General features: G+C 71.2%; 23 protein-coding genes. 10 read left to right on the top strand and 13 right to left on the bottom strand.

The window, feature by feature from the left end:
- Positions 1-20 precede the first annotated feature (20 nt).
- A complete protein-coding gene (locus tag AFR_RS17870; protein ID WP_238547297.1) occupies positions 21-1,634 on the bottom strand; it encodes an amidohydrolase in 1,614 nt (537 codons plus the stop codon).
- A gap of 24 nt (positions 1,635-1,658) precedes the next feature.
- Positions 1,659-2,735 carry a hypothetical protein gene (locus AFR_RS17875; protein WP_023362119.1) on the bottom strand — a complete coding sequence of 359 codons (1,077 nt, stop codon included), beginning with the start codon at positions 2,733-2,735 and terminating at the stop codon, positions 1,659-1,661.
- A gap of 144 nt (positions 2,736-2,879) precedes the next feature.
- On the opposite strand from AFR_RS17875, the gene AFR_RS17880 reads away from it, so the two are divergent.
- Both AFR_RS17880 and AFR_RS17885 read left to right on the top strand, forming a co-directional pair.
- A complete protein-coding gene (locus tag AFR_RS17880) occupies positions 2,880-4,169 on the top strand; it encodes a vanadium-dependent haloperoxidase (protein WP_023362121.1) in 1,290 nt (429 codons plus the stop codon).
- Positions 4,170-4,178: 9 nt separating this feature from the next.
- Positions 4,179-4,457, top strand: coding sequence for a hypothetical protein (locus tag AFR_RS17885; protein WP_023362123.1), 279 nt, complete (start codon positions 4,179-4,181; stop codon positions 4,455-4,457).
- Between the two features lie 7 nt (positions 4,458-4,464).
- On the opposite strand, the gene AFR_RS17890 is transcribed toward AFR_RS17885, so the two are convergent.
- From AFR_RS17890 to AFR_RS17900, 3 genes are read right to left on the bottom strand one after another with little or no spacing between them, the layout of a single operon-like run.
- Positions 4,465-4,923: a hypothetical protein gene (locus tag AFR_RS17890; RefSeq protein ID WP_023362125.1), complete on the bottom strand. Its 459-nt coding sequence runs from the start codon at positions 4,921-4,923 to the stop codon at positions 4,465-4,467.
- 14 nt (positions 4,924-4,937) lie between these two features.
- Complete coding sequence (locus AFR_RS17895; protein ID WP_023362127.1) at positions 4,938-5,381, bottom strand: response regulator; 444 nt, start codon at positions 5,379-5,381, stop codon at positions 4,938-4,940.
- 22 nt (positions 5,382-5,403) lie between these two features.
- Entirely contained in the window at positions 5,404-6,333 is a 930-nt protein-coding gene (locus AFR_RS17900) for a S66 peptidase family protein (protein WP_023362129.1), read from the bottom strand.
- 56 nt (positions 6,334-6,389) lie between these two features.
- Between AFR_RS17900 and AFR_RS17905 the strand changes: the two genes are divergently transcribed.
- Complete coding sequence (locus tag AFR_RS17905) at positions 6,390-7,367, top strand: lamin tail domain-containing protein (protein WP_023362131.1); 978 nt, start codon at positions 6,390-6,392, stop codon at positions 7,365-7,367.
- On the opposite strand, the gene AFR_RS17910 is transcribed toward AFR_RS17905, so the two are convergent.
- The 3 genes from AFR_RS17910 to AFR_RS17920 form a co-directional block, all read right to left on the bottom strand.
- Positions 7,351-8,130 (bottom strand): metallophosphoesterase, encoded by a 780-nt coding sequence (locus tag AFR_RS17910; protein ID WP_041840950.1) that lies wholly within the window; start codon positions 8,128-8,130, stop codon positions 7,351-7,353. The two genes, AFR_RS17905 and AFR_RS17910, sit on opposite strands and share 17 nt — an antisense overlap.
- A 527-nt stretch (positions 8,131-8,657) precedes the next feature.
- Positions 8,658-9,281, bottom strand: a complete 624-nt coding sequence (locus AFR_RS17915; protein ID WP_023362135.1) for a maleylpyruvate isomerase N-terminal domain-containing protein — start codon at positions 9,279-9,281, stop codon at positions 8,658-8,660.
- A gap of 10 nt (positions 9,282-9,291) precedes the next feature.
- Positions 9,292-9,618 carry an STAS domain-containing protein gene (locus tag AFR_RS17920; protein WP_023362137.1) on the bottom strand — a complete coding sequence of 109 codons (327 nt, stop codon included), beginning with the start codon at positions 9,616-9,618 and terminating at the stop codon, positions 9,292-9,294.
- A gap of 107 nt (positions 9,619-9,725) precedes the next feature.
- Between AFR_RS17920 and AFR_RS17925 the strand changes: the two genes are divergently transcribed.
- Positions 9,726-10,301 (top strand): dihydrofolate reductase family protein, encoded by a 576-nt coding sequence (locus AFR_RS17925; RefSeq protein WP_023362139.1) that lies wholly within the window; start codon positions 9,726-9,728, stop codon positions 10,299-10,301.
- Here AFR_RS17925 and AFR_RS17930 read toward each other — a convergent pair.
- A complete protein-coding gene (locus AFR_RS17930) occupies positions 10,289-11,710 on the bottom strand; it encodes a dihydrolipoyl dehydrogenase family protein (RefSeq protein ID WP_041840951.1) in 1,422 nt (473 codons plus the stop codon). The genes AFR_RS17925 and AFR_RS17930 overlap by 13 nt on opposite strands.
- A gap of 163 nt (positions 11,711-11,873) precedes the next feature.
- Between AFR_RS17930 and AFR_RS17935 the strand changes: the two genes are divergently transcribed.
- On the top strand, positions 11,874-12,758 hold the full coding sequence (locus tag AFR_RS17935; RefSeq protein WP_023362143.1) for a Sco1979 family transcriptional regulator: 885 nt from the start codon (positions 11,874-11,876) through the stop codon (positions 12,756-12,758).
- 178 nt (positions 12,759-12,936) lie between these two features.
- On the top strand, positions 12,937-13,185 hold the full coding sequence (locus AFR_RS17940; protein WP_041842354.1) for a hypothetical protein: 249 nt from the start codon (positions 12,937-12,939) through the stop codon (positions 13,183-13,185).
- Here the strand turns inward: AFR_RS17940 and AFR_RS17945 are convergent.
- On the bottom strand, positions 13,182-14,099 hold the full coding sequence (locus AFR_RS17945) for an ABC transporter substrate-binding protein (RefSeq protein WP_023362147.1): 918 nt from the start codon (positions 14,097-14,099) through the stop codon (positions 13,182-13,184). The two genes, AFR_RS17940 and AFR_RS17945, sit on opposite strands and share 4 nt — an antisense overlap.
- A complete protein-coding gene (locus AFR_RS17950; RefSeq protein WP_023362149.1) occupies positions 14,096-16,123 on the bottom strand; it encodes a putative bifunctional diguanylate cyclase/phosphodiesterase in 2,028 nt (675 codons plus the stop codon). Before AFR_RS17950 ends, AFR_RS17945 begins: the two co-directional genes overlap by 4 nt.
- A 192-nt stretch (positions 16,124-16,315) precedes the next feature.
- Here AFR_RS17950 and AFR_RS17955 point away from each other — a divergent pair, with 192 nt between their 5' ends.
- From AFR_RS17955 to AFR_RS17965, 3 genes are all read left to right on the top strand, one after another.
- Positions 16,316-17,926, top strand: a complete 1,611-nt coding sequence (locus AFR_RS17955) for a flavin-containing monooxygenase (protein WP_023362151.1) — start codon at positions 16,316-16,318, stop codon at positions 17,924-17,926.
- Between the two features lie 25 nt (positions 17,927-17,951).
- A complete protein-coding gene (locus AFR_RS17960) occupies positions 17,952-18,902 on the top strand; it encodes an alpha/beta hydrolase (protein ID WP_023362153.1) in 951 nt (316 codons plus the stop codon).
- 78 nt (positions 18,903-18,980) lie between these two features.
- Positions 18,981-19,244, top strand: a complete 264-nt coding sequence (locus tag AFR_RS17965) for a chaplin family protein (RefSeq protein ID WP_023362155.1) — start codon at positions 18,981-18,983, stop codon at positions 19,242-19,244.
- Between the two features lie 54 nt (positions 19,245-19,298).
- Here the strand turns inward: AFR_RS17965 and AFR_RS17970 are convergent, their stop codons facing one another.
- Positions 19,299-20,270: a hypothetical protein gene (locus AFR_RS17970; RefSeq protein ID WP_023362157.1), complete on the bottom strand. Its 972-nt coding sequence runs from the start codon at positions 20,268-20,270 to the stop codon at positions 19,299-19,301.
- 290 nt (positions 20,271-20,560) lie between these two features.
- On the opposite strand from AFR_RS17970, the gene AFR_RS43705 reads away from it, so the two are divergent.
- A complete protein-coding gene (locus tag AFR_RS43705) occupies positions 20,561-21,328 on the top strand; it encodes an AbfB domain-containing protein (protein ID WP_023362159.1) in 768 nt (255 codons plus the stop codon).
- On the opposite strand, the gene AFR_RS17980 is transcribed toward AFR_RS43705, so the two are convergent.
- Entirely contained in the window at positions 21,325-22,098 is a 774-nt protein-coding gene (locus AFR_RS17980; protein ID WP_023362161.1) for a DUF899 domain-containing protein, read from the bottom strand. The genes AFR_RS43705 and AFR_RS17980 overlap by 4 nt on opposite strands.
- Positions 22,099-22,312 lie beyond the last annotated feature (214 nt).

Consider the following 22,312-nt stretch of genomic DNA (forward strand, 5'->3'; position numbering starts at 1 on the left):
TCAGTCCGCCTCAGTCCGCCTCAGTCCGCCGAGTAGACGCGCTCACCGTTCACGACGGTGAGCGCGACTCTTGTCTCCCCGATCTCCGCGGGTGGTCCCGCGAAGGGATCGCGGTCGAGCACGACCAGATCGGCCCGGAAACCGGGCCGCAGCTCCCCGGTGTCGTCCAGGTGGTTCACCCGGGCCGACCCCGCCGTGTACGCCCCCAGCGCCGCCCGCAGCCCGAGCGCCTGCTCCGGCAGGAACGCCGGCCGGTCGCCACCGAGGTGCGCCCGGTTGACCGCAACGTGGATCCCCAGCAGCGGATCAGGGCTGCTCACGGGCCAGTCGCTCCCGGCGGCCAGAGGCGCACCGGCGCGCAGCAGGTCACCGAAGGGGTACTGCCGGCCCGCCGGTCCCGGCTCCAGGAACGGCAGCGTCAGCTCGTCCATCTGCGGTTCGTGCGCGGCCCACAACGCCTGGATGTTCGCGGTGGCCCCGAGCGTACGGAAGCGGGGTATGTCGTCGGGGTGGACGACTTGCAGGTGCGCGAGGTGCGGCCGGGTGTCCCGCCTCCCGTTCGCGTCCCGCGCGGCGGCGACGGCGTCGAGCGCGTCCCGCACGGCCCGGTCACCGAGCGCGTGGAAGTGGGCCTGGAAGCCGAGCGCGTCCACCGCGGTCACGGACCGGGCGAGCTCCTCACGGTCGATGAAGGACAGACCGTGGTTGTCCGTGGGGCTCCCGCAGGCGTCCCGGTAGGGCACCGTCATGGCGGCGGTGAAGTTCTCCACGACACCGTCGAGCATGAACTTGACCGACCCGCCCCGCATCGGCCCGATCGTGAACCGTTCCCGCTTCTCGACGAGCCCGGCGATCTGCTCGAGGCCGCTCTCCCTGTCCCACCACAGCGCACCCACGACGGCCGAGACCAGCGAACCGTCCCCGGCAGCGGTCAGGTAGGCGTCGGAGATGTCGGGATAACCGTTGGTGCCGCACAGCAGCGCGTCCTGCCAGGCCGTGATCCCCAACGAATGCAGCAGCCGCTGCGCCCGCAGCAGCCCGGCGAGCCGGTCGGCCGGAGTGGCCGGGGGCAGCACGCGAGCGACGAGCGACATCGCACCCTCCTGCAGCCCACCGGCGGGTGCGCCGCCGGGCTCCCGGTCGATGCGCCCATCCGGTGGGTCGAGTGTGTCCGCGGTGATGCCGGCCAGCTCCAGCGCCCGGCTGTTGACCCAGGCACCGTGGTGATCACGGTTGGTCAGGCAGACCGGACGATCGCGGACGACGTCGTCCAGCAGGCCGCGGGCGGGCGTCCCGCCGGGAAAGCTCTCCATCGACCAGCCGCTGCCGACGATCCAGGCCGCGTCCGGATTCGCTTCCGCGTACGCACCGATCCGCTCGAGGTAGACACGGACGTCCGTCGTACCGGTGAGGTCGCACTGCCCGAGCTCGAGCCCGCCCATCACGGCATGCACATGGGCGTCCTGGAAGCCGGGCAGCAGCAGCCGCCCCCGCAGCTCGACCACCTCGGTCCGCGGCCCCGCGAACTCCCGGGCTTCTTCACCGACAGCCAGGATCCGGCCGTCGTGCACGGCGAGGGTGGAGGCGCCCCAGGCGTCGGAGCCACCGGTGAAGAGCAGGTCGGCGGTCGGCACGGGCGTGAGCATAACCGCGACCGCTCAGATCGTGCGCAGGTCGAGCGAGTGCCAGACGATGCCGTCGAGGTTGCCGGTGGTCCACCACAGGACGCCCGCGCGGTAGGAGACCGAGCCGGCGTCCGGGCTGATCTCGATGGTCTGGCGGGTGGCCAGCTCGAAGACGACAAGCTGGTTGTTGCCGGTCAGTTCGGAGTTCGGGCCGGCCAGGGCGAGGACGTCGAAGCGGTCGAGCGGGGCGACATCGGTGATCACCGTGGTCGCCGCGTCGCCGGCGATGCGTTCGCGGCCGGTGCCGTCGGGGTGCATGAGCTCGATCCGGTTGGTGCCGTCCTCGGCGAGGGCGGCGATCCGGCACCACACCGGGCCGCAGGCGGTGGTGGCGCGTTTGTCGGCCCGGGCGACCTTGACCTCGCGCCCGGTGGTCAGGTCGCGCAGCAGGGTCGCGCCGGCCGCGTCGTTGACGCCGTTGACCAGCCACGGGTAGGCCGACAGCTTCCAGGTGCCCGCCTGGGGGCGGATGCCGACGGATCCGCCGGCCAGCGGGATCGAGCGGATCTCGGTGGCACCGCCGGCGCCGGCGGCGGCCCAGAGGACGCGGCCGTCGGCGATCACCAGGTCGTAGTCCGACTGGTAGAACGTGGCGCGGCCGAGGTCGGCCGTCAGCTGCCGTGCGGGGCTGCCACCCTTCACCCCGGCGGTCCACAGCGCCGGGCGCCCGCCACCGGTGCCTTCCACCCAGACCAGGACATCCCCGGCGATCGCGAACGTCTGGAACGACGGGTGCTGTGCCCGCGGGAGTCGCCGCAACTCGCGGACGGTGGCGTCGGCGCCGACCTCGAGCAGCCGCAGGAAGCGCCCGTCCGGCGTCTCCGCCGTACCGATCGACGTCGTGGCGTCGAGGAAGATCCCTGGGCGGTATTCGGTGCCGTCCGCGAGCTGGGGCTGGACCGTGCCCCGCTGCGCCTGCGGCCAGGCAGCGCCGGCCGAGACCAGGACCGTGGACGGGGTGCCGGAACCGGCCGGCGGCAACGCCAGCAGGGTGCCGCCCGCGAGGAGCGCCGCACCCAGCCCCAGCGAGCGCCAGCGCGAAGTGGTCATGCGTCCCGGCCCATCGCAGCGATGATAGCCGCGTCCGGCGCAGAGACGGTTCGGCGACAATGCCTTGCGAGGGCTTCCACAGTGGTCCCACCCTGGACGCTGCCCGCCGAAGAGCCGGCACCGAACAAGCCCGGGGGAGATCCCATGGCACTTCGTGTTCGTACGCCCGGAAAATCCTGGAAATCACGCAGCCTGGCCGTAACAGCCACCTTCGCCCTGTTCACCCCGGTCGCCCTGCCGGCCACAGCGGCGCAGGCACGGCCCGCCACGGCACCCAACGCCGTCGTCACCTGGAACACCCACGCGCAGACCGCCATCTTCGAGGTCGCCCGGCAGCCCCCGTACGTGACCGGCCGCAGTTTTGCGATGGTCCAGGGCGCTGTTTACGACGCGGTCAACACCATCGCCGGTACGCCCTACGAGCCGTACCTGGTCGCCCCGCGGACCCGCCACGGTGACTCGGCCGACGCCGCCGTGGCGACCGCGGCCTACCGCGTCCTGCTGTCGCTCTTCCCTGGTCAGGCGGAGTCCCTGCGCACGCAGTACGACGCCTCGCTCGCGGTGATCCGGGACGGCCGGTCCAAGAGCGGTGGCATCACCGTCGGCGAGGAGACCGCCGCGGCGATGATCGCGGCCCGGACCGGCGACGGTGCCTTCGGCGACGCCACCTGGAACGCCGGCACGGCCCCCGGGCAGTGGCGGCCCACCCCACCGGCCTTCGCGCAGGACGGCGCCTGGGTGGGTGACCTGAAGCCGTTCGTGATCCGCCGCGCGAGCGACTACCGCACGTCGGGGCCACCGGCGCTGACCAGCAAGGCCTATGCCCGCGAGCTGAACGAGATCAAGGCGCTCGGGTCGGCCACCAGCACGGTCCGCACACCGGACCAGACCGAGGCGGCCATCTGGTGGCACGACCGGCGCCTGGGCGAATGGGAGATCAAGCGTCAGCTCGCCACGACCCACCGGCTGAGCCCGCTGCAGACCGCGCGCATGTTCGCGATGGCCGACATCGCCAACGCCGACTCGCTGACCGCGTGTTTCGCCGAGAAGAAGCTCTGGAACTTCTGGCGGCCGGTAACGGCGGTCCCGCTCGCGGACACCGACGGCAACCCGGCGACCACGGCCGACCCGGCGTGGACGCCGCTGCTGGCCACGCCGCCGTTCCCGGACTACACCTCCGGGCACACCTGCTCGACGGCCGCGATCATGGCGGCGCTGCGGGCGTTCTTCGGGCGGGACGACGTCCCGTTCAGTGCGTACAGCGCCGACTCCGGCACCACGCGTTCCTTCGCCAGTTTCTCGCAGGCGATGGCCGAGGTCGTCGAGGCTCGCATCTGGGGCGGCGTGCACTACCGCAGCGCCGACGTCCAGGGCCAGAAGCTCGGTGAGCAGGTCGCCCGGTACGTCCTCGGTCACGAGTTCGGCCGCCGGTAAAGTGTGGTGATGACTGCGACCGTGGGTAGTTCGACCTTCATGCGCCGCCTGCGTCACCGCTTCCGTTTTCTGGGCGGTGGCATGGGCAGCGCGGTCTCGCACGCCGACATGGGCCCCTACGCTGGTGCGCCGCGGGATCCCGAGCTGCGGATCGGCGACGAGAAGTCCTACTCGACGATCATGCCCACCCACCAGGTCACGGTCGTCGCGACCGCCGACGACCGGTGGCAGTCACCGATGCCGGCGATCGCCAAGGCGCGCGAGGCCTCCCGCAAGACCGTGATCTGACAGGTCGTCAAGCCACCGAGATCTCCACCGGGCCGACCCGCAGTACGCCGTCGTTGAGGGGTACGCACCGGATGCCGCCCTTGCCGCGTAGAGCCTTGAAGCCACCCGGGCCGAGCGTCACGTCCATCCAGGCGCACGGGTTCGCGCGGCGGCGTACCTGCAGGGACACCGGGCCGTCGCCCGAGTCCAGGGTCAGGACCGCGCCGATCAGCGTGTCGACGGCGATGCCGCGTACCAGAATGTTGCGCCTGACCTGCACCAGGCCGGCGCCGGAGGGCAGGCTCTCCGCCGCGATGACCGTGACGCTCGCGTCGCGGTGGGCGGGTTTGCCGAAGTAGCGGTCGCCGACGATGCCGAGCCCGGCCCGGATCCGGATGCTGCCGGCCAGCTCACCCTCGGGTGCGGGCAGCGGGCCGTCGCCCGGGCGGCCCTCGAAGCGGTGGACCGGTGAGGCGAGCAGCTGCACGATCTCCGGTGGCGTCAGGTCCGTTGTCCCGCCGAGACGCGGACGACCTGCATCGCGAGACCTTCGACCTCGCGGACGACCTCGACGAGCCGGTGGAAGTCGACGGGCTTGACGATGTAACCGGCCGTCCGCAGCTGCCGCGCGCGCAGGATGTCACGCTCGGCGAGGGAATTGGTGAGCACCACGACCGGGATGGCGCACAGCACCGGGTCGTCCGCCAGCCGGGTCAGCAGGTCGCGGCCGTCGAGCCCGGGGAGGGTGAGGTCGAGCAGGATGAGGCCCGGCGGGCGCGCGTCCTCGAACGGACCTTCGCGCCGCAGGTAGCGCAGTGCCTGCCTGCCGTCGCCGACGACGACCAGACGGTTGCGGACCTTGTGGTCGGCGAACGCCTCACGGGTCAGCAGCACGTCACCGGGGTCGTCCTCGACGAGCAGGATGTCGATCTCCTGATGGGCCACGCCGAAAGTGTAGGGCCTCGGCTCACACCACCGCGGCACTCACCGTCAGCGTCCCGGCGCCGGCATCCAGCACGGCCGGCGTTCCCACCGGTACGGCCACAGGATCACTGCCGTGCCCGATGGGCAACCCGCCGAGGATCGGCACCCCGAGCCGCCCCAACCGGTCCCGCAGCACGTCGACGGCGGTCCAGTCCAGCTGCTCGTCCGGTGTGGGGCCGCATTCGGTGTACTGACCCACCGCGATGCCGCGTACGCCCTCGAGGCGCCCCGACCGCTCCAGCATCGTGAGCTGCCGGTCGATGTGCCCCAGCCGCAGGTTGTACGCCTCCAGCAGCAGGATCGCGCCGGTCAGGTCCGGCAACGCCCACCCGGCCGCGGTCGCGACCATGTCCTGGTTGCCGCCGAGCAGCACACCGGAGACGCGTCCGCTCGTGGTCAGCGCCGAGGTCGGCTCGTCCGCGGACGCGGTCACCGTGATGTCGTCGGTGGTGAAGGCCGCGGTCAGGAACGACTGCGCCGCCCGCTCACCGGCCCAGGACACCTCGAAGGGTGCGCCGTGCAGGCCCGCCACCCCGGTCCGCTGCCACAGCGCCAGGTGCAGGACGGTGATCTCACTGAACCCGACCAGCAGTTTCGGATGCCGGGCCGCCGCCGCGAAGTCCAGGTCACCCGCGATGCGGTACGCGCCCTTGCCGCCCTTGGTGGCGATGACCGCGGTGATGCCGGGGTCACGCAGTGCGGCGTTGAGGTCCGCGAGCCGGTCCTCGTCGGTGCCGGCCAGGTAGCCGAGACGGTCCAGGGCGTGCTCGCCGACAGTCACCCGCAGACCGAGCCCCTCCAGGAACCGCGAGGTGCCTTCGACCGCCTCGGGGGCCGGCGTACTGGCCGGCGACACCAGCCGGACGTGGTCACCGGGACGGAGACGCGGGGGACGGACGATCGCAGGAATCATCGGAGGATTATGGACGCAACGCTCAACCGGCTGCCGGTGTGGTCGATGGGACAACCATGCTGCGCCGACTTGCCGCCCTGTCCGTCGCCGGTGTGCTGGCAGCCGGTTCGCTGGTCGCCGGGCCTGCCGCGCCGGCCGTCGCGGCTTCCGCGCCCTGCCTGCCCGACGGCACCGGACCGGTCTGCCAGGTCTGGACCGGCAAGGTCACCTACGTCAACGACGGCGACACCATGTCGGTCGACCTCGCCGGTGACGGCACGAGCACACCGCGGTCGATCCGCTTCATCAACGTGCAGGCCATGGAACAGACCGTGTACTCCTCGGTCGTCGCGCGGCGCCGGGGCGAATGCCACAGCCTGGCCGCGACCGCGCGGGTCGAGCAGCTGGTCAAGGCCGGTCAGGGAGTCGTCCGGCTGACCGCGCAGAACGCCTCCAGCAGCAGCAAGAACCGCCCGTTGCGCAGCGTCGCGGTGAAGATCGACGGAGTCTGGCGCGACCTCGGGCTCGACCTGCTCAGCCACGGGCTCACCCTGTGGCAACCGTTCGGCGGCGAGTGGGCCTGGAACGCGCAGTACCGCGCCGCCCAGGCCGCGGCGGCCCGCAAGGGCCTCAACCTCTTCGACACCGACTCCTGCGGCACCGGCCCGGCGCAGAGCGCCCCGCTCGGCGTCCTGGTCAACTACGACCCGCCCGGCCCCGACCAGGACAACCTCAACGGCGAATGGGTCCGCATCAGCAACGCCGGTGACAAGCCGGTATCCCTGGCCAAGTGGTGGGTCCGCGACTCCGCCCTCCGCCGCTACACCTTCCCGTCCGGCACCCTCCTGCCCGCCGGCGGCGCCGTCGTCGTCCACGCCGGATCCGGTACGGACACAGCCACGGACAAGCACTGGCGCCAGACAGCACCGGTCTTCGACAACCCGACCTTCGACGAGGAAGCCCGCGGCGACGGCGCGTACCTCTTCGACCCCCAGGGTGACCTCCGCGCCTGGACGCAGTACCCGTCCGTGCCGCCGCTCAGCGCAGGCGCGTGAGCAGGAGACGCCCGCCTTCGAACACCCCGCCGTCGACGGCGACCACACGGCCACCGGCGTAGCGCACCGCCTCCCGCACGTCCCCCGCCGCCACCCCGAAGTGCTGGATCAGCGTGCTGTGCCCGTGCGCGATCACCTCACCACCGAGCACACCCAGCATCACGGCGGCCTCGTCCTCCCCACCATCGGCCCGGAACGTCCCGCGCCCACTGATCCGCCTGACGAACTCCCACCAATCGTCGACGTCGGTACCCCGCAACGCCTCGGCGACGGCGGCATTGACCGCCTCGACACTGCGCCCGAACTCGAGATAGCGCGTGGTGTCGGAATGCATCAGCAGATGCCCGTCGACCAGCGCCATCGCCGGCAGCGCGGTGATCCAGGCCAAGTGTTCCGGCGTGAGGCGTCGCAGGTCCCCGGCCTGACCGCCGTACCGCGCCCACAACTCCCGGAACCCACCGGGCCGCCCCCAGCCGGCCACCGGTGCATGGCCGAACCGGTGCGCGGCCAGCAGCTGAACCTCGTGGTTGCCCAGCAGGGCGCCGACCTCGCCACCGGTGGCACGAGCCTCCCCGGTGAGCCGGCGAATGTCGTCGACGACACCGATTCCGTCCGGCCCCCGGTCGACGTAGTCACCCAGCAGCCACAACTGGGCGTCCTGCCCGGCCCACCGCCCGTCGGCCCCGGTGAGCCCGGCCTCCCGGAGCGCCTCCCGCAACGCCTCGCGATGCCCATGAACGTCAGAGACCACAAAGAGAGGCACGGCAGCACCCTAACGCCGCCCACCAAGGCCCGAAGCTCGCGGCACCGTCGTGGCCGGCAGCCCGGTGGTTGTTCGTAGGCTGGGCTGATGGCGCGTCGTGCACCCCGGGTTCTGGTGGTCGGATCAGACCGGTTCGCTTGGTCTGTCGGTCACGCCCACGAGTCGGGGGATGGGGAAGCCGAACGCTGGGTGGGCTGCCGTGAGGTGGTGCGGCTTCGCCGTGACGGTGCGCGGGGACAACTCTCGGTGATCTTCAGATCTGGTGACGGCCACCTCGCCGCGGACGGGTTTCCGATGCACTCGGGCCTGGTGGCGCATGCCGATGGGCGAACGTTGAATCTGAACGAGCCGGGTGTGGTTCGAGCATTGCTCGATGAGGCGATCGCCGGTGGATGGCAGGCTGACGCGCCCGTCCGGTCAGAGCTCGACGGGTGGGTGCTGTTCGACGCCGTGGCGACCCGCTCGGGCACAGCGAGCAGATCGAACGCTGCCGGCGGGAGTTCGACGCGTTCCGAGTGAGCGGAGGCTCAGACGACGGAGAAGTTCTCGGGGAGGCGGGCGCGGCCGGTGAGGGCGCGCAGCACCTGGGTGCCGTCCCCGGTGGCCGAGGCGATGCGTGCGGCCAGGACCAGCGCTTCCGTCTCGGCCTCGGCCGCGATCGCGAAGGAGACGCCGCCGGCCGCGGCGATGTCGAGGCCGTGGACGACAAGTTCGAACGTGCGGGTGGGGATCCAGTCGCAGACGGCCATGCCGCCGACCGGGGTGGCGACGATGTCGTGGTCGCGGACCGCGGCCAGGGCGGAGGTCGCCTTCCCGGCCAGGTCGCTGACCCGGTCGGCGGCCTCGTCGCCGAGCCACCGGCCGGCCTCGCGGGCGTCGTCGGTGGAGGCGGCGACGGCCGCGGCGTAGAGGGCGGGCGGGGCCGAACGGGCGTAGGCCCAGTAGCCCTGGGGCGTGTCGACCGAGACGGTTTCGCTGGTGGAGGCGAGCACGCCGGGCACCTGGCGCAGCGCCGAGCTGACCGTGTGGCCGACCAGTTCGCGGAGGGTCCACTCGCCGAGGCCGGGGGAGTCCCAGCGGTCGGCCGGGAGGCGGGAGACCAGGTCGGCGAAGGAGACGGCGGCGCTGCGGTACGTCCGGCGGTAGTCCATGTCCCTCAACCTAGGCGGGGAGCCCGAACACGTGGCTCAGGCCGGTCACCTGGATGGCCTTGCGGACCGGGCCCGACGGGTTGGCCAGTGTGAAGGAGACACCCCGGCTCGCCGCGGTGTTGCGGGCGCTGACCAGCGCGCCCAGTGCGTACGAGTCGATGAACGTCACGGCGGCGACGTCGACGTTGAGGTAGCGGCAGGTCGGGTCCGAGGCGGCTTCGGCGAGGCTGTCCCGGACCGCGTCCGCGCGATCCAGGTCGAGCTCTCCGGAGAGGCTGGCGATCACCAGCCCGTCGGCGTCGGCCTGCTCGTATGTGACCACGGCGTCCTTGGGCATTCACCAGACGATAGTCGGCGTCCGCGGATTGTCGATTCGGGGACCGCCCGTTCGTGTAGGGCGTGAAGGGCCGGCGAGGGGTCGGCCGCGTACCGAGGAGCGGAAAAATGGGCGAGGTTGTTGTCGTCGAGAACGTGACCCTGGACGGCGTCATGCAGGCGCCGGGCGGTGCCGACGAGGACCCGCGGGGCGGGTTCCGGCACGGCGGCTGGGCGCAGCCGTACATGGACCGGGTCGCCGCGGAGACGATGGGCCGGGGCATGGGCGACGACGGGGCGATGCTGTTCGGGCGGCGCACCTATCAGCAGTTCCACGGGTTCTGGTCCGCGCAGACCGACGGGAACCCGTACACCGAGGTGCTGAACCGCAAGCACAAGTACGTCGCCTCGCGGAGCAGGGACACGGCGTTGCCGTGGGAGAACTCGTCGCTGCTGGAGGGCGAGGCGACGGAGACGGTGGCGAAGCTCAAGCAGGACGTGACCGGAGCCCTGGTCGTGCTCGGCAGCGGGGAGCTCGTGCGCGCTCTCACCGCTGCCGGGCTCGTCGACGTCTACACCCTCTCCATCCACCCGCTCACGCTGGGCGAGGGCACCAAACTGTTCGGTGACGCGTACCGGAAGATGCAGTTGGTCGAGACCGTGACGACCACGACCGGGGTGATCATCGCGACCTATCGGCCGTAGGTCTCCAGGAGGCGCAGCCAGATCTCGCTGATCGTGGGGTAGGCCGGGACGGCGTGCCAGAGGCGGGCGATCGGGACCTCGCCGGCGACCGCGATCGTCGCGGCCTGGAGCAGCTCGCTGACGTCCGGGCCGACGAAGGTGACGCCGGCGACAACCTGGCGGTCCTCGTCGACGACCATCCGGGCCTTGCCCTGATATCCGTCCGCGTGGACGCTCGCGCCGGCGACCTGGCCGATCTCGTAGTCGACGACACGGACCCGGATGCCGGCCTTCTGCGCGGCGGCCGCGGTGAGGCCGACGGAGGCGACCTCCGGGTCGGTGAACGTGACCTGCGGGACCGCGCTGTGGTCGGCGGTCGCGACGTGCTTGCCCCACGGCGCGTCCGAGACCGGGGTGCCCTGGGCCCGTGCCGCGATGACGTCGCCCGCCGCGCGTGCCTGATATTTGCCCTGGTGCGTGAGCAGCGCGCGGTGGGTGACGTCGCCGGCGGCGTAGAGCCAGTCGAAACCCTCGACACGCATGGTGTCGTCGGTGGAGATCCAGTCACCGGGCTTCAGCCCGACCACGTCGAGACCGATGTCCCGGGTACGCGGGGTCCGGCCGGTCGCGACGAGCACCTCGGCGGCGGTGACCGTGGTGCCCCCGGAGGTCTCGATCGCGACCTCCTCGCCCGTCCGGGTCACGCGGGTCGTCTCCGTGTCGAGCAGCACGGTGGCACCCTGCTTGCGCAGCGCCTCGGCGACGGCCTCCCCGGCGAACGGTTCCATCCCGGCGAGCAGCCCCGATCGGGAGATCAAAGTCACCGTCGACCCCAGGCTCAGGTACGCGGTGGCCATCTCGGTGGCGACCACTCCACCGCCGATGATCGCGAGGCTGGCGGGGACCTCCTTGGCGCTGGTCGCCTCCCGGCTGGTCCACGGGTCGGCGTCGCGCAGGCCCTCGATGTCGGGCACGAGCGCGTCCGATCCGGTGGCGACGGCGACCGCGTGGCGGGCCGTGAGCACGGTGGTGGTGCCGTCGGCCGCGGTCACGGTGACCTCGCGGACGCCGGTGAGCCGGCCCTGGCCGCGGATCAGGGAGATGCCGGCGCCCTCGACCCATGCGACCTGGCCGTCGTCCTTCCAGTTGCTGGTGAAGGAGTCACGCCGGTCGAGCACGGCCTGGACGTCGAGGCCGCCGGTCACGGCCTGCGCGGCGCCGGCGACCTGGCGGGCCGCGCGGACGGCCTGCGCCGGGCGCAGCAGCGCCTTCGACGGCATGCACGCCCAGTAGGTGCATTCGCCGCCGACGAGTTCCTTCTCGACCAGCACCACGGTCAGGCCGCCGCGGACGGCCCGGTCGGCGACGTTCTCGCCGACGGGTCCCGCACCCAGCACGATGAGGTCGAAAGAATCTTGCTCAGATGTCATGTCTCCTGCGTACCACGGCGGCGGTGCGGGGGATGCACGCGTCATCGATCTTCCGTGCGGTTGCGCATCGGCGAGGGAACCTGCACGGTTGTATGCACGTGCACCTGGGTACGGAACGTTGGAGGTACCGAGCCTTGGACCTTCGCCTGATCGGGGTGGACAGATGATTTCGGTTCGTCCGGACGACGGCACCGGGCCGACAGCGCTGCGGATCAGGCTGGGCGCCCGGCTCCGCCGCCTGCGCAAGGCCCGGGGGATCGCCCGGGAGACCGCCGGCTGGGAGATCCGCGGCTCCGAATCCAAGATCAGCCGGATGGAGCTCGGCCGCGTCCCCTTCAAGGAGCGCGACCTCGAGGACCTGCTGACCCTGTACGGCGTGGACGCCGACGAACGCGCCGCGCTCCTGACGCTGGGGCGCCGGGCGAACTCCGCGCCGTGGTGGCAGCAGTTCGGTGAGGTCATCCCGCCGTGGTTCCTGGCCTACCTCGGGCTCGAGGAGGCGGCGTCGCTGATCCGTGTCTACGAGGCGCACTCCGTGCCCAGCCTGCTGCAGACCGGCGACTACGCCCGGGCGGTGCTGAGGCGGACCTGCGTCGATGCGTCACCGGAGGAGATCGAGCAGCGCATCGCCCTGCGTCTCGGCCGGCAGCAGGTGCTCGACCGGGCCGACCCGCCGCAGATCTGGGCGGTCCTCGACGAGGCAGTGCTGCGGCGGCAGGTGGGCGGGCCGGAGGTGATGCGCGCCCAGGTCGAGGCGCTGATCGAGGCCGCCGTCCGGCCGAACGTCCGGCTGCAGATCGCGCCGTTCGACCCCGCGTCGCCGCCCACGCCCGGCTTCCCGTTCACCATCCTGCGTTTCACCGAGCCGGAGCTGCCCGACGTGGTCTACGTGGAGCAGCTGACCAGCGCGCTCTACCTGGACAAGAACGGTGACGTCGAGCAGTACGCCCTGACGATGGAACGGGCCTGTCTGGAGGCCGAGCCGCCGGACCGGACGCTCGACATCCTCGCCGCGGCCCTGGACGGGATCGTCTCCGTCACCCGTTAGAGGGATCGGTCGAACGGCTACCCGCACTGGCGGATCTTCCACTTTCGCGCCCGCGTGCATATGCACGTGCATCCGGCCTTGCGTATGCGATGCGCATACGGCCATGCTTGAGCACGTGCAGAAGTCGCCTCGACCGTCCACGCGGGACGAAGGTCAGGCCCTGCTCCGAGGGGTGAAGATGGACAGCAACCGCGGGCCGCTCCGGCCGGTGACCCAGTTCGCCGAGTCGGACTACTGCTACGGCACCGGCCCGCTTTCCATCAGGGTCGACCGGGTCGACTGGACCCGTCCCGTGATCTACGACGGCGAGAACTGGTACGAGGTCGAGGGTGTCGAGGTCGCCGCCGACGGCCGGGAGATCGGCCGCCGGCAGGCGCTGGTCCGCGGCCGCCGCCTCAGCTCCCAGCCGGGCAGCCGACGAACCTAGTTCTCCGCGCCGGAGTTGACCGACGAGGTGGTCACGGCGCCGCTGGCCAGGCCCCAGCGTTCCAGCAGCTCGGTGTAGGTGCCCGAGCGGATCAGCTGGTCGAGCGCGTCGCGCAGGGCGTCCCGCAGCTCGGGGTTGTCCTTGGCCACCGCGATGCCGAAGAGGCCCGGCTCGTACTGCACGGTCGAGGCCAGCTGGTAGCGCGAGCGGGTGCGCGGGTCGGTCGCCAGGTAGGCCGCCGGCGGGTAGTCGTTGAGGATGGCGGCGGCCCGGCCGGTACGCACCTGCAGCAGCGCGTCGGCGTTCGTCTTGAAGGTCTTGATGACGATCGGCCGGTCACCGCAGGCGGGCTGGGTCCGCCGCAGCAGGTCGACCTGGACCGTGGCCTTCTCGGCCGCGACCACCTGGCCGCACAGGTCCTTGAGGTCCGTGATGCCCTGCGGGTTCCCGCGCTGCACCACGATGGCCAGCCCGGCCGAGAAGTAGTCGATGAAGTCGACCTTCTTCTCCCGCTCGGGGGTGTCGTTCATCGAGGACAGCACGCCGTCGAAGGTGCCCTTGCGGGTGCCGTCGATCATGCTGCTGAACTCGGCCGGGACCATCTCGACCCGGACGCCGGCGACCGCGCCGAGCGCCGCGGCCAGGTCCGGCTCGAAGCCGATGATCGTGCGGCCGTCGGCGGCGTAGGACTCCATCGGCGCGTAACTCGGGTCGGTGGCGAGCCGGATGACACCGCTCTTCTGGACGGCGTCGGGCAGCCGGTCGTGGATCTGCTGCGAGAAGGCGACGGCACCGGTTGCCGTCCCGTCACCAGTGGTCTCGTCGGCCGAGGCCGTGCCACAGCCCGCCGTGGCGAGGGTGAGGACAACACCGGCTACGGCGTACCGGAGACGGGTCGGGGTGTGGATCTTCATGGGGTCGGTCCTCCGGTGGTCAGCTGGGCGGGCGCGGCGGGTTCGTCGAGGGCGGCGTGGCGCCCGGTGCTGCGGGGATGCAGGAACAGGTCGAGCAGGTGCGGCCAGACGACGGGCCGGGAGTAGAGGTAACCCTGGGCGTCGTCGCAGCCGGCTTCGGCGAGCCAGGCGCTGACCTGCGCGGTCTCGACACCCTCGGCGGTGACGCGGCAGCCCAGGCCGTGGGCCAGCTCGATCACCGAGCGGACGATGGCCTGGTTCTGCGGGTCCTGGTCGAGGTCGATGACAAAGAGCCGGTCGATCTTCACTTCGGAGACCGGCACGGTACGCAGCTGCGACAGGCTCGTGTAGCCGATGCCGAAGTCGTCGACCGCGACACCGATGCCGAGCGCCCGGAGCTCGACGACGGCCCGGGCCACGATCTCGGCGTCGCCCGCCAGCGCGGTCTCGGTGACCTCGAGCAGCAGCTGCCCGGGTGGCGTGCTGTGCTCGGCGAGGAGGCCGGCGACGAACTGCGGGAAACCGGGTGCCTCGAGGTTGCGGGCGGAGACGTTGACCGCCACCGGCCACGACTGGCCGAGAGCGGTCCAGCCCGCCTGGTCCTCCAGGGCGCGGCGCAGCACCCAGGCGGTCAGGACCTCGATGACACCGGACTGTTCGGCGGCCGGCAGGAACTCCGAGGGCGGCAGCAGACCGCGCTGCGGGTGCTGCCAGCGGACCAGGGCCTCCAGGCCGCCGATCTCGTCGTCGGCGAAGCGCACCTTGGGCTGGTAGTGCAGCACGAGCTCGTCGCGGTCGATCGCGTGGCGCAGCTCGGCCTGGACCATGAGCCAGTGGGTCGGGTTGGCGACGCCGCCCTCGGCGTAGAGGACCACGTCGACCGCGCCGCGTTTGCCCTGGTACATCGCGGCGTCGGCGTGCTGCAGCAACTCCTCGACCTCGGTGCCGTGGTGCGGGTAGAGCGCGACGCCGAAGCTGGCCTCGATGCTCAGGGGTACGCCGTCGAGGACCGTCTCGCGGGTCAGCTCGCGCCGGGCCTCCTCCAGCAGATCGAGCACGTCCTGTCCGGGCAGCGCCGGCAGGATCAGGCCGAACTCGTCGCCGCCGAGCCGGGCGACGGTGTCGCCGGTGCGGAGCGCCTGGCCCAGCCGGGACCCGACCAGCCGCAGCAGCTCGTCGCCGGCGTGATGGCCCAGGGTGTCGTTGACCTCCTTGAAGCGGTTCAGGTCGACGAGCACGATGGCGCCCTCGCCGCCGCTGCCCGTGGCCACGGAGATCGCGGTCCGGGCGCGTTCGCGGAAGGCGGCGCGGTTGGGCAGACCGGTGAGGCCGTCGTGCAACGCCTCGTGCTCCCGCCGCGCGGCGTGGCGGCGCAGCGACCGCGTGGTCGACCAGGCGATCAGCGCCAGCACCAGGTAGAGGATCGCCAGGGTGACACCGAGCCGCCAGTACGTCGCGGTCATCTGGCGCTGCAGCTGCGCGTCGATGGCGTCGTACGGCAGGTACAGCTCGAGGACACCGATCGCCTGGCCGGAGGCGCCCGCGATGACCGGCTGCAGCACCCGGATGACCTTGCCGGCGCTGCGCTGACTGTCGGCGACGACCGCGATGTCGACCTGCCCGGCCACGGCCGCGCGGAAAGCCGCGCTGGAGACGGAGATGCCGCCCGCCGTCGACCCGTCGTCCGAGAAGACGACCTGGCCGGTGTAGCTGCGGACGCGCAGCCGGACCACCGAGCCGTGGAAGATGGCCAGGTCGGTGGCGCCCTGGAGACGTTCGAGCTGGGTCGCCGTGAGGCCGGCGGCCAGCTCGGCACCGTCCAGGGCCGGGGCGACGGCCATCTCCTCGATGACGGAGGCCTGCGCGCGGCCCTGCTCCCGGCCCTGATGCTCGGCGTCGTCGCGGTAACTGCGCACCAGCATGACGCCGAGCAGCAGGACCAGGACCAGGCTGGCCACGGCGTACGCCAGGAACAGGCGGGAGCCTGTTCCGCTCCGCCTGCGCACGTTCTGCCGACGCCACATGGCCCCTCTATCGACGGGCCCGCGGAGTTCTGAAGAAGCATCAGTCGACGTAACGCGCCGGAAACATTGACTCGCTGCAGGATGCATTCTAGTTTGTGAGCCAGGTCACGTTACTGACCGTCGCCCGCCTGACACACCAGCCCTTCGCGCGCGGTGCTGGCGCTCGCTTCAGGCGACGTAAAGGAGGCCTTCATGTCCGCTTCCGCCCCCAACCGATCCGTCGATGTCGTGGTGGTCGGTGCCGGCTTCTCCGGCCTGTACCTGCTGCACCGGCTCCGCGAACTCAACCTGTCCGCCGTCGTCTTCGAGGCCGGCACCGACGTCGGCGGCACCTGGTACTGGAACCGCTACCCCGGTGCCCGCGTCGACGTCGAGAGCCTCGCCTACTCGTACTCGTTCTCCGAAGAACTCGAGCAGGAGTACCCCTGGGAAGAGCGCTACCCGACCCAGCCCGAGATCCTCCGGTACGCCCAGCACGTCGCCGACCGCTTCGACCTGCGCCGTGACATCGTCTTCCGGACCCGGGTCGCCGCGGCGCACTGGGACGACGAGGCCGGCACCTGGCAGGTCCGCACCGAGCACGAGGACGCCGTCACCGCCCGCTTCCTGGTGCTCGCCACCGGTTGCCTCTCCGCGTCGAAGCTGCCCGAGATCCCCGGTCTCGACACGTTCAAGGGCGCGACTTTCCACACCGCGCACTGGCCGCACGAGGGTGTCGACTTCACGGGTCAGCGCGTCGGGCTCATCGGCACCGGGTCCTCCGGCGTCCAGTCGATACCCGTCATCGCCGAGCAGGCCGCCGACCTGACCGTCTTCCAGCGCACACCCGCGTACTCGCTGCCGGCGCGGAACCGGCGGTTGCGGCCGGACGAGATCGCCGACATGCGGGCCGGCTACCGGGCGTACCGGAAGGCGCAGCGGGAGTCGGGCTTCGGCGTGCCCACACCGGTGCCGACGAAGTCGGCCCTCGAGGTCTCCGACGAGGAACGGGACGCGACCTTCGAGCGGGCCTGGGAGAGCGGGAGCCTGGTCAACCTGCTGACCGCGTTCACGGACACCGCCGTGGACCAGGCGGCCAACGACACGGCCCGGGACTTCATCCACCGCAAGATCCGTCAGATCGTCACCGATCCGCAGGTCGCCGGCGACCTGTGCCCCGGTTACCCGGTCGGCACCAAGCGGCCGTGCCTGGACACCGGTTACTACGAGACCTACAACCGGCCCGACGTGCACCTGGTCAACCTGCAGCGCGAGCCGCTGGTCGAGGTCACCGAGCGGGGTATCCGCACGGCGGAGCGCGAGTACGCCTTCGACGCGATCGTCTACGCCACCGGCTTCGACGCGATGACGGGTGCGCTCACGAACATCGACATCCGGGGGCGGGGCGGGGTGTCGCTCAAGGAGACGTGGAGCGCGGGGCCGCGTACCTATCTGGGCCTGGGGTCGGTCGGTTTCCCCAACATGTTCATGATCACCGGCCCGGGCAGCCCGTCGGTGCTGTCGAACATGGTCGTGTCGATCGAGCAGCACGTCGAGTGGGTCACCGGCGTCATCGAGCACCTGGAGAAGCAGGGGCTGCGCGCCATCGAGCCGACGCAGCAGGCGCAGGACAGCTGGGTCGACCACGTCAACGAGATCGCCGGCTACACGCTCTATCCCAAGGCCAACTCCTGGTACATGGGCGCCAACGTGCCCGGCAAGACCCGGGTCTTCATGCCGTACGCCGGTGGTGTCGGCGCGTACCGCAAGCGCTGCGACGAGGTCGCCGCCCAGGGCTACGAGGGCTTCGCACTGACCGCCTGACCAGTTCACTGTTTGAGGAGTGCCCATGTCTCGTCGTCATCTCATCGATTCCGAGGTCCTCGTCCCGCTGGAGGCCCTGCAGCAAGCTCTGCCCGGTGGCTTCAACGCCATCCCCGACATCGTCCAGCGCCGTGCGGCCGTGGTCGGCATGCTCAGCGCCATCGAGGTGCCGGAGAACCCGAACGTCGTCAAGGAGGACCGGACGGTTCCCGGGCCGGCCGGCGACCCCGACATCACGGTGCGGATCTACCGGCCGCGGAACGCCACCGGCACCCTGCCGGGCATCTACTACATCCACGGCGGCGGGATGGTGCTCGGTTCCGTCGACGGTGAGGACCCGGCCGCGACCGTGCTGTGCGACCAGGTCGGCGCGGTGGTCGTCTCGGTCGAGTACCGCCTCGCCCCGGAGCACCCGCACCCCGCACCCGTGGAGGACTGCTACGCCGGGCTGGTCTGGGTGGCTGCCAACGCGGCCGAGCTCGGCATCGACCCGGACCGGCTGGCGATCTACGGTGCCAGCGCCGGTGGTGGCCTGACCATCGGGACCGCGCTGATCGCCCGCGACCGGGGCGGGCCGGCGCTGAAATTCATCATGCCGATCTACCCGATGCTCGACGACCGCAACGAGACGGAGTCCAGCCACGAGATCACCGACATCGGCATCTGGGACCGGTCCGGCAACCTCGAGGCCTGGGGCTGGTACCTCGGTGGCAAGGAGGCCGACCAGTACGCCGCTCCGGCGCGGGCGCAGGACCTGACGGGACTGCCGCCGGCGTTCATCGACGTCGGGACGGTCGACCTCTTCCGCGACGAGGACATCGCCTTCGCGCAGCGGCTGATGGCGGCCGGGGTGCCGACCGAGCTGCACATCCATCCCGGCAGCTACCACGCGGCGGAGACCTTCGCCGCCGACGCGGCCCTGTCGCGGCGCATCTGGGCACTGCGGATCGACGCCCTGAGAAGGGGTCTCGCCTAATTTTCCTAAAACGGTCAAACTGCCACAAAGATGCCGCTACGGTAACTCTGGTAAGTGTCCGCAAAGGAAAGGTTTGTCATGAAACTGGTTCGAGGCACGCTGGTCATGCTCGGTACCGCTGCGGCCGCCCTGGCCTTCGCGGCGGGTCCCGCCAGCGCGCACTACGACGATGACGACAACTACGGTGGTTACGGCGGCGGCAGCCAGTCCTCCCACCACAACGTCGGTCTGCTGAACGGCAACCAGGCGTACTTCCCGATCAGCGTGCCGCTGAACTTCTGCGGCAACAGCATCGCGCTGCTCGGCGTCAGCCAGAGCAGTGCCGCCTGCTACAACGACTGAGAAACGTCCGGTGGCAGGTGCCTCGTCGCCCACGACAGCACCTGCCACCGACCCTCAGCCGCGTCCCACGCGCAGGGTGCCGACGCCCGCGACCGCGTCCAGGTCGATGCGGTCCGTGCTGCGGGACCAGCCGGGGGAGAGGAACGCCGCACCCCGGGCCACCCCGTCATCGGTACGCCCGTCGAGTTTCACCTGGCCGGCGCCCTTGCGGGTGCGTACGCGAACCGGCACGTCGCGGCCGGTGCGGACCTCGAAACGGTTGACACCACCGGACATCCGGATGGGCAGCGTGCCGTCCGGTGCGGGCAGGGTCAGGTCGATGCGGGCCGCGCCCCCGGCGAAGTCCACGGTGCCGACCTTCGCCCCGCCGAGATCGAAGACCCCCTGACGAACGCCGCCGCTGATGCGCAGACTCCACCGCACGTCGGTGTTGAGCAGCACTTTCACCGCCGCGTCCCCACGCTCGCCGTTGTCGTCCAGGAACAGCCGGACGCCGGTGTCACCGATCGTCGCCCGCGGTACCACCGAGCCGCGTTCCGGGGTGCTGATCCGGTAGAGGTCGGCCCCCAGCGCCGCCGTGCTCAGGTCGATCGTCGCGGTGTCACTGACCAGCTCGAACCTGGCCTCGGTACGCCCACGCGCCGGTGCCGAGAGTGAGTTCGGTGTGGTGGTGACCGGCGTCGGCGCCGCCCGCACCGGCCCCGGTTCCCGCTCCTGATCCCGCGCCACCTTCGCCACGAACAGGCCCGCCCCTGCCAGCAGCACGGCCGCGAGCACAAAGCCGTACACACGACGGCCCCTCCGTCGCGGTGGCGGCGGTGCCGAGGTGGCGGCGACAGGGTGAAAGGTGCGGCTCTTGCGCAGCAGCGAGTCGACCGAAGCGGCCGTCGGCTCGTCGCTGTAGTGGTCGGCGGGCGGGCCGATCCGGTGCGGTGCGTCGGGCCAGTAGTCGGAGATCGAGGGAAAGGTGGGTGAGGCCGGCGCTGCGGGCCGGCGGTAGATCTCGTCGGAGTCGGTGTTGTCCACGGCTCGTGCTCCCTCGGGCAAGCGCCACGCCCGCGGGATCGCAGCGGGCAGCAGCGCGTGGTGATTCCCTCGTGACTACGGATGGAAGCGCCCGTCGGATCGATCACTGTGGGTGTTCGTCGGATTGCCTCTTGCCATCGTCGCGTTTTGCCCCGAATATTGCTGCTGCGTGTCTTCACTTATGGATCGAACGGAACCGGATGTCCCCAGAGGATGGTCGGCCCGGCGGATGGATTCCCCCGGTTCAGCATTTCGCTCCTCCCGCACCACAACGCCCACCCCTTCCGCCCGTGCCGGTCTCACCGGCCGGCGCCCATCGGCTCGCCCCGCGCCTCCGGCCGCGGACCGTCGTCGCCGGTGCGGCCACGCTCAGCGCGCTCTTCGTGATCGGCTTGGTGCTGGCGCCCGAGGAGAAGGAGGCGCGCCGGCCGCCGATGTTCATCGCGCTCCCGACCGTCCCCGAGGCGACCGTCCCGGCGGCGGACCCGTCCTCCGTCCCGGCGTCCGTTCCGTCGTCCACCGCCGCGCCGCGGCCGTTCCCGAGCCGCTCCACCGTGCGGGTGACCAGCGACTCGATCAGCACGGTGCGACCGCCGGCGGCGCGGAGGGTGGCCTCTCCCCGGCCGTCGCTTCCCGTGGTGGGTTCCTCGATCGGTCTGGGCTCGGCGTCCGTGCCAGGCCTGCGCGTGCGGCACCGTGACTACCGCGCCTACCTCGAGGAGGTCGGCGCCCGCAGCTCCGCGCAGGACCGGGCCGACTCGCGGTTCACCGTCCGGCCCGGCCGGGCCCGCACCGGCTGCCTCTCGTTCGAGTCGCAGAACTTCCCCGGCTATTTCCTGCGCCACCGCAACTTCGTGCTCCGCCTGGACCGCGTCGACGGCAGTGCGCTCTTCGACGCGGACACGACCTTTTGCGCGGTGCCCGTGACCGGTGGCGGATTTGTGCTCCGGGCGCACAACTACCCCGATCACTACCTCACGGAGCGCGACTCACTGCTGTCACTCATCCGTACGCGCCCGGCCGAGGCGACAGCGTTCGTCACCCGTCCGGTCGTCTAGACGTCGTACTCGTCGGGCAGCCGCATCCCCGGGCTGCCCACCTGCAGGCCGAGCGGGGTCGCCCGGCCCTGCGGCTCCTCCCACGCCTCCTGCCGCCCGAGAGCGGTCAGGTCCAGGTAGGGGTAACCGTTGTGGAACTCCTCGATGCCACGTCCATAGGTCGAATAGGTGTGGAAGACCTCGTCATCGACCCGCAGGAACGCGCTGAGACCCGGCAACTCCCCACCCCGCATGCTCTCGGTCCACGGCCCGCCCGTCCACGGCGTCCCCGTCTCCGCAAGCTCGTCCTCGGTACGGAAGTGCAGCAGCACCGGCGTCACACGGTCGTCGAGGGTCGCGTGGAAGTCGTAGTTGAAGTCGCTGCCGTACGACGAGTACCAGGGGAACGTCCAGCCCATCCGCTCCCGGAAGGCGGCAATCTGGGCGTACGGGGCGCGCGACACCGCCACCAGGGTGGTGTTGCGGGCGTGCAGTTGCCGCAGCCCGGCGATGCTGTCGGCCGCCGAGGAGCAGCTCGCGCAGGCCGCCTCCCAGCCGGGCGCGAACATGAAGTGGTGCAGCACCAGCTGCCGGCGGCCCTCGAACAGCTCGGGCAGACCCACCGCCCCGTCCGGGCCTTCGAAGCGGTACGGCTTGTCGATCCGTACCATCGGCAGCCGCCGGCGATCGGCGTTGAGCCGGTCCCGGGCCCGGGTGAGCTCTTTCTCCCGCGTCAGCAACTCCTTGCGGGCCGCGAGCCACTCCTCCCGCGTCACCACGTCGGGTGTCATGTCATTTCCTCCTTCAAGGCGCACCGTCCGCTCCTTTTGTGGCAAACCATCGGGGTTGCTGTCGACGCTGTGGCGACCATCTTGCGCGTCTGCGACCGTCTCGGCGCCTCCACTGTGGAAATCGTGCCGCCCTGGGGCGATTCCGGCTCGGGGTCCCGGCCGGACGTCCCTGCTGAGCAGCGGGGCGGCCACCGTAATGCGGCCGTTCCGGCAT

It is taken from the genome of Amorphoplanes friuliensis DSM 7358 (assembly GCF_000494755.1).
Lineage (GTDB): Bacteria > Actinomycetota > Actinomycetes > Mycobacteriales > Micromonosporaceae > Actinoplanes > Actinoplanes friuliensis.

Bases quoted from the DNA above. Each gene is read 5' to 3' on its own strand.
- AFR_RS17875 (WP_023362119.1), bottom strand. From the start codon at position 2,735: ATGACCACTTCGCGCTGGCGCTCGCTGGGGCTGGGTGCGGCGCTCCTC.
- AFR_RS17880 (WP_023362121.1), top strand. From the start codon at position 2,880: ATGGCACTTCGTGTTCGTACGCCCGGAAAATCCTGGAAATCACGCAGC.
- AFR_RS17885 (WP_023362123.1), top strand. From the start codon at position 4,179: ATGACTGCGACCGTGGGTAGTTCGACCTTCATGCGCCGCCTGCGTCAC.
- AFR_RS17900 (WP_023362129.1), bottom strand. From the start codon at position 6,333: ATGATTCCTGCGATCGTCCGTCCCCCGCGTCTCCGTCCCGGTGACCAC.
- AFR_RS17905 (WP_023362131.1), top strand. From the start codon at position 6,390: ATGCTGCGCCGACTTGCCGCCCTGTCCGTCGCCGGTGTGCTGGCAGCC.
- AFR_RS17915 (WP_023362135.1), bottom strand. From the start codon at position 9,281: ATGGACTACCGCCGGACGTACCGCAGCGCCGCCGTCTCCTTCGCCGAC.
- AFR_RS17920 (WP_023362137.1), bottom strand. From the start codon at position 9,618: ATGCCCAAGGACGCCGTGGTCACATACGAGCAGGCCGACGCCGACGGG.
- AFR_RS17925 (WP_023362139.1), top strand. From the start codon at position 9,726: ATGGGCGAGGTTGTTGTCGTCGAGAACGTGACCCTGGACGGCGTCATG.
- AFR_RS17930 (WP_041840951.1), bottom strand. From the start codon at position 11,710: ATGACATCTGAGCAAGATTCTTTCGACCTCATCGTGCTGGGTGCGGGA.
- AFR_RS17935 (WP_023362143.1), top strand. From the start codon at position 11,874: ATGATTTCGGTTCGTCCGGACGACGGCACCGGGCCGACAGCGCTGCGG.
- AFR_RS17940 (WP_041842354.1), top strand. From the start codon at position 12,937: ATGGACAGCAACCGCGGGCCGCTCCGGCCGGTGACCCAGTTCGCCGAG.
- AFR_RS17945 (WP_023362147.1), bottom strand. From the start codon at position 14,099: ATGAAGATCCACACCCCGACCCGTCTCCGGTACGCCGTAGCCGGTGTT.
- AFR_RS17950 (WP_023362149.1), bottom strand. From the start codon at position 16,123: ATGTGGCGTCGGCAGAACGTGCGCAGGCGGAGCGGAACAGGCTCCCGC.
- AFR_RS17955 (WP_023362151.1), top strand. From the start codon at position 16,316: ATGTCCGCTTCCGCCCCCAACCGATCCGTCGATGTCGTGGTGGTCGGT.
- AFR_RS17960 (WP_023362153.1), top strand. From the start codon at position 17,952: ATGTCTCGTCGTCATCTCATCGATTCCGAGGTCCTCGTCCCGCTGGAG.
- AFR_RS17965 (WP_023362155.1), top strand. From the start codon at position 18,981: ATGAAACTGGTTCGAGGCACGCTGGTCATGCTCGGTACCGCTGCGGCC.
- AFR_RS17980 (WP_023362161.1), bottom strand. From the start codon at position 22,098: ATGACACCCGACGTGGTGACGCGGGAGGAGTGGCTCGCGGCCCGCAAG.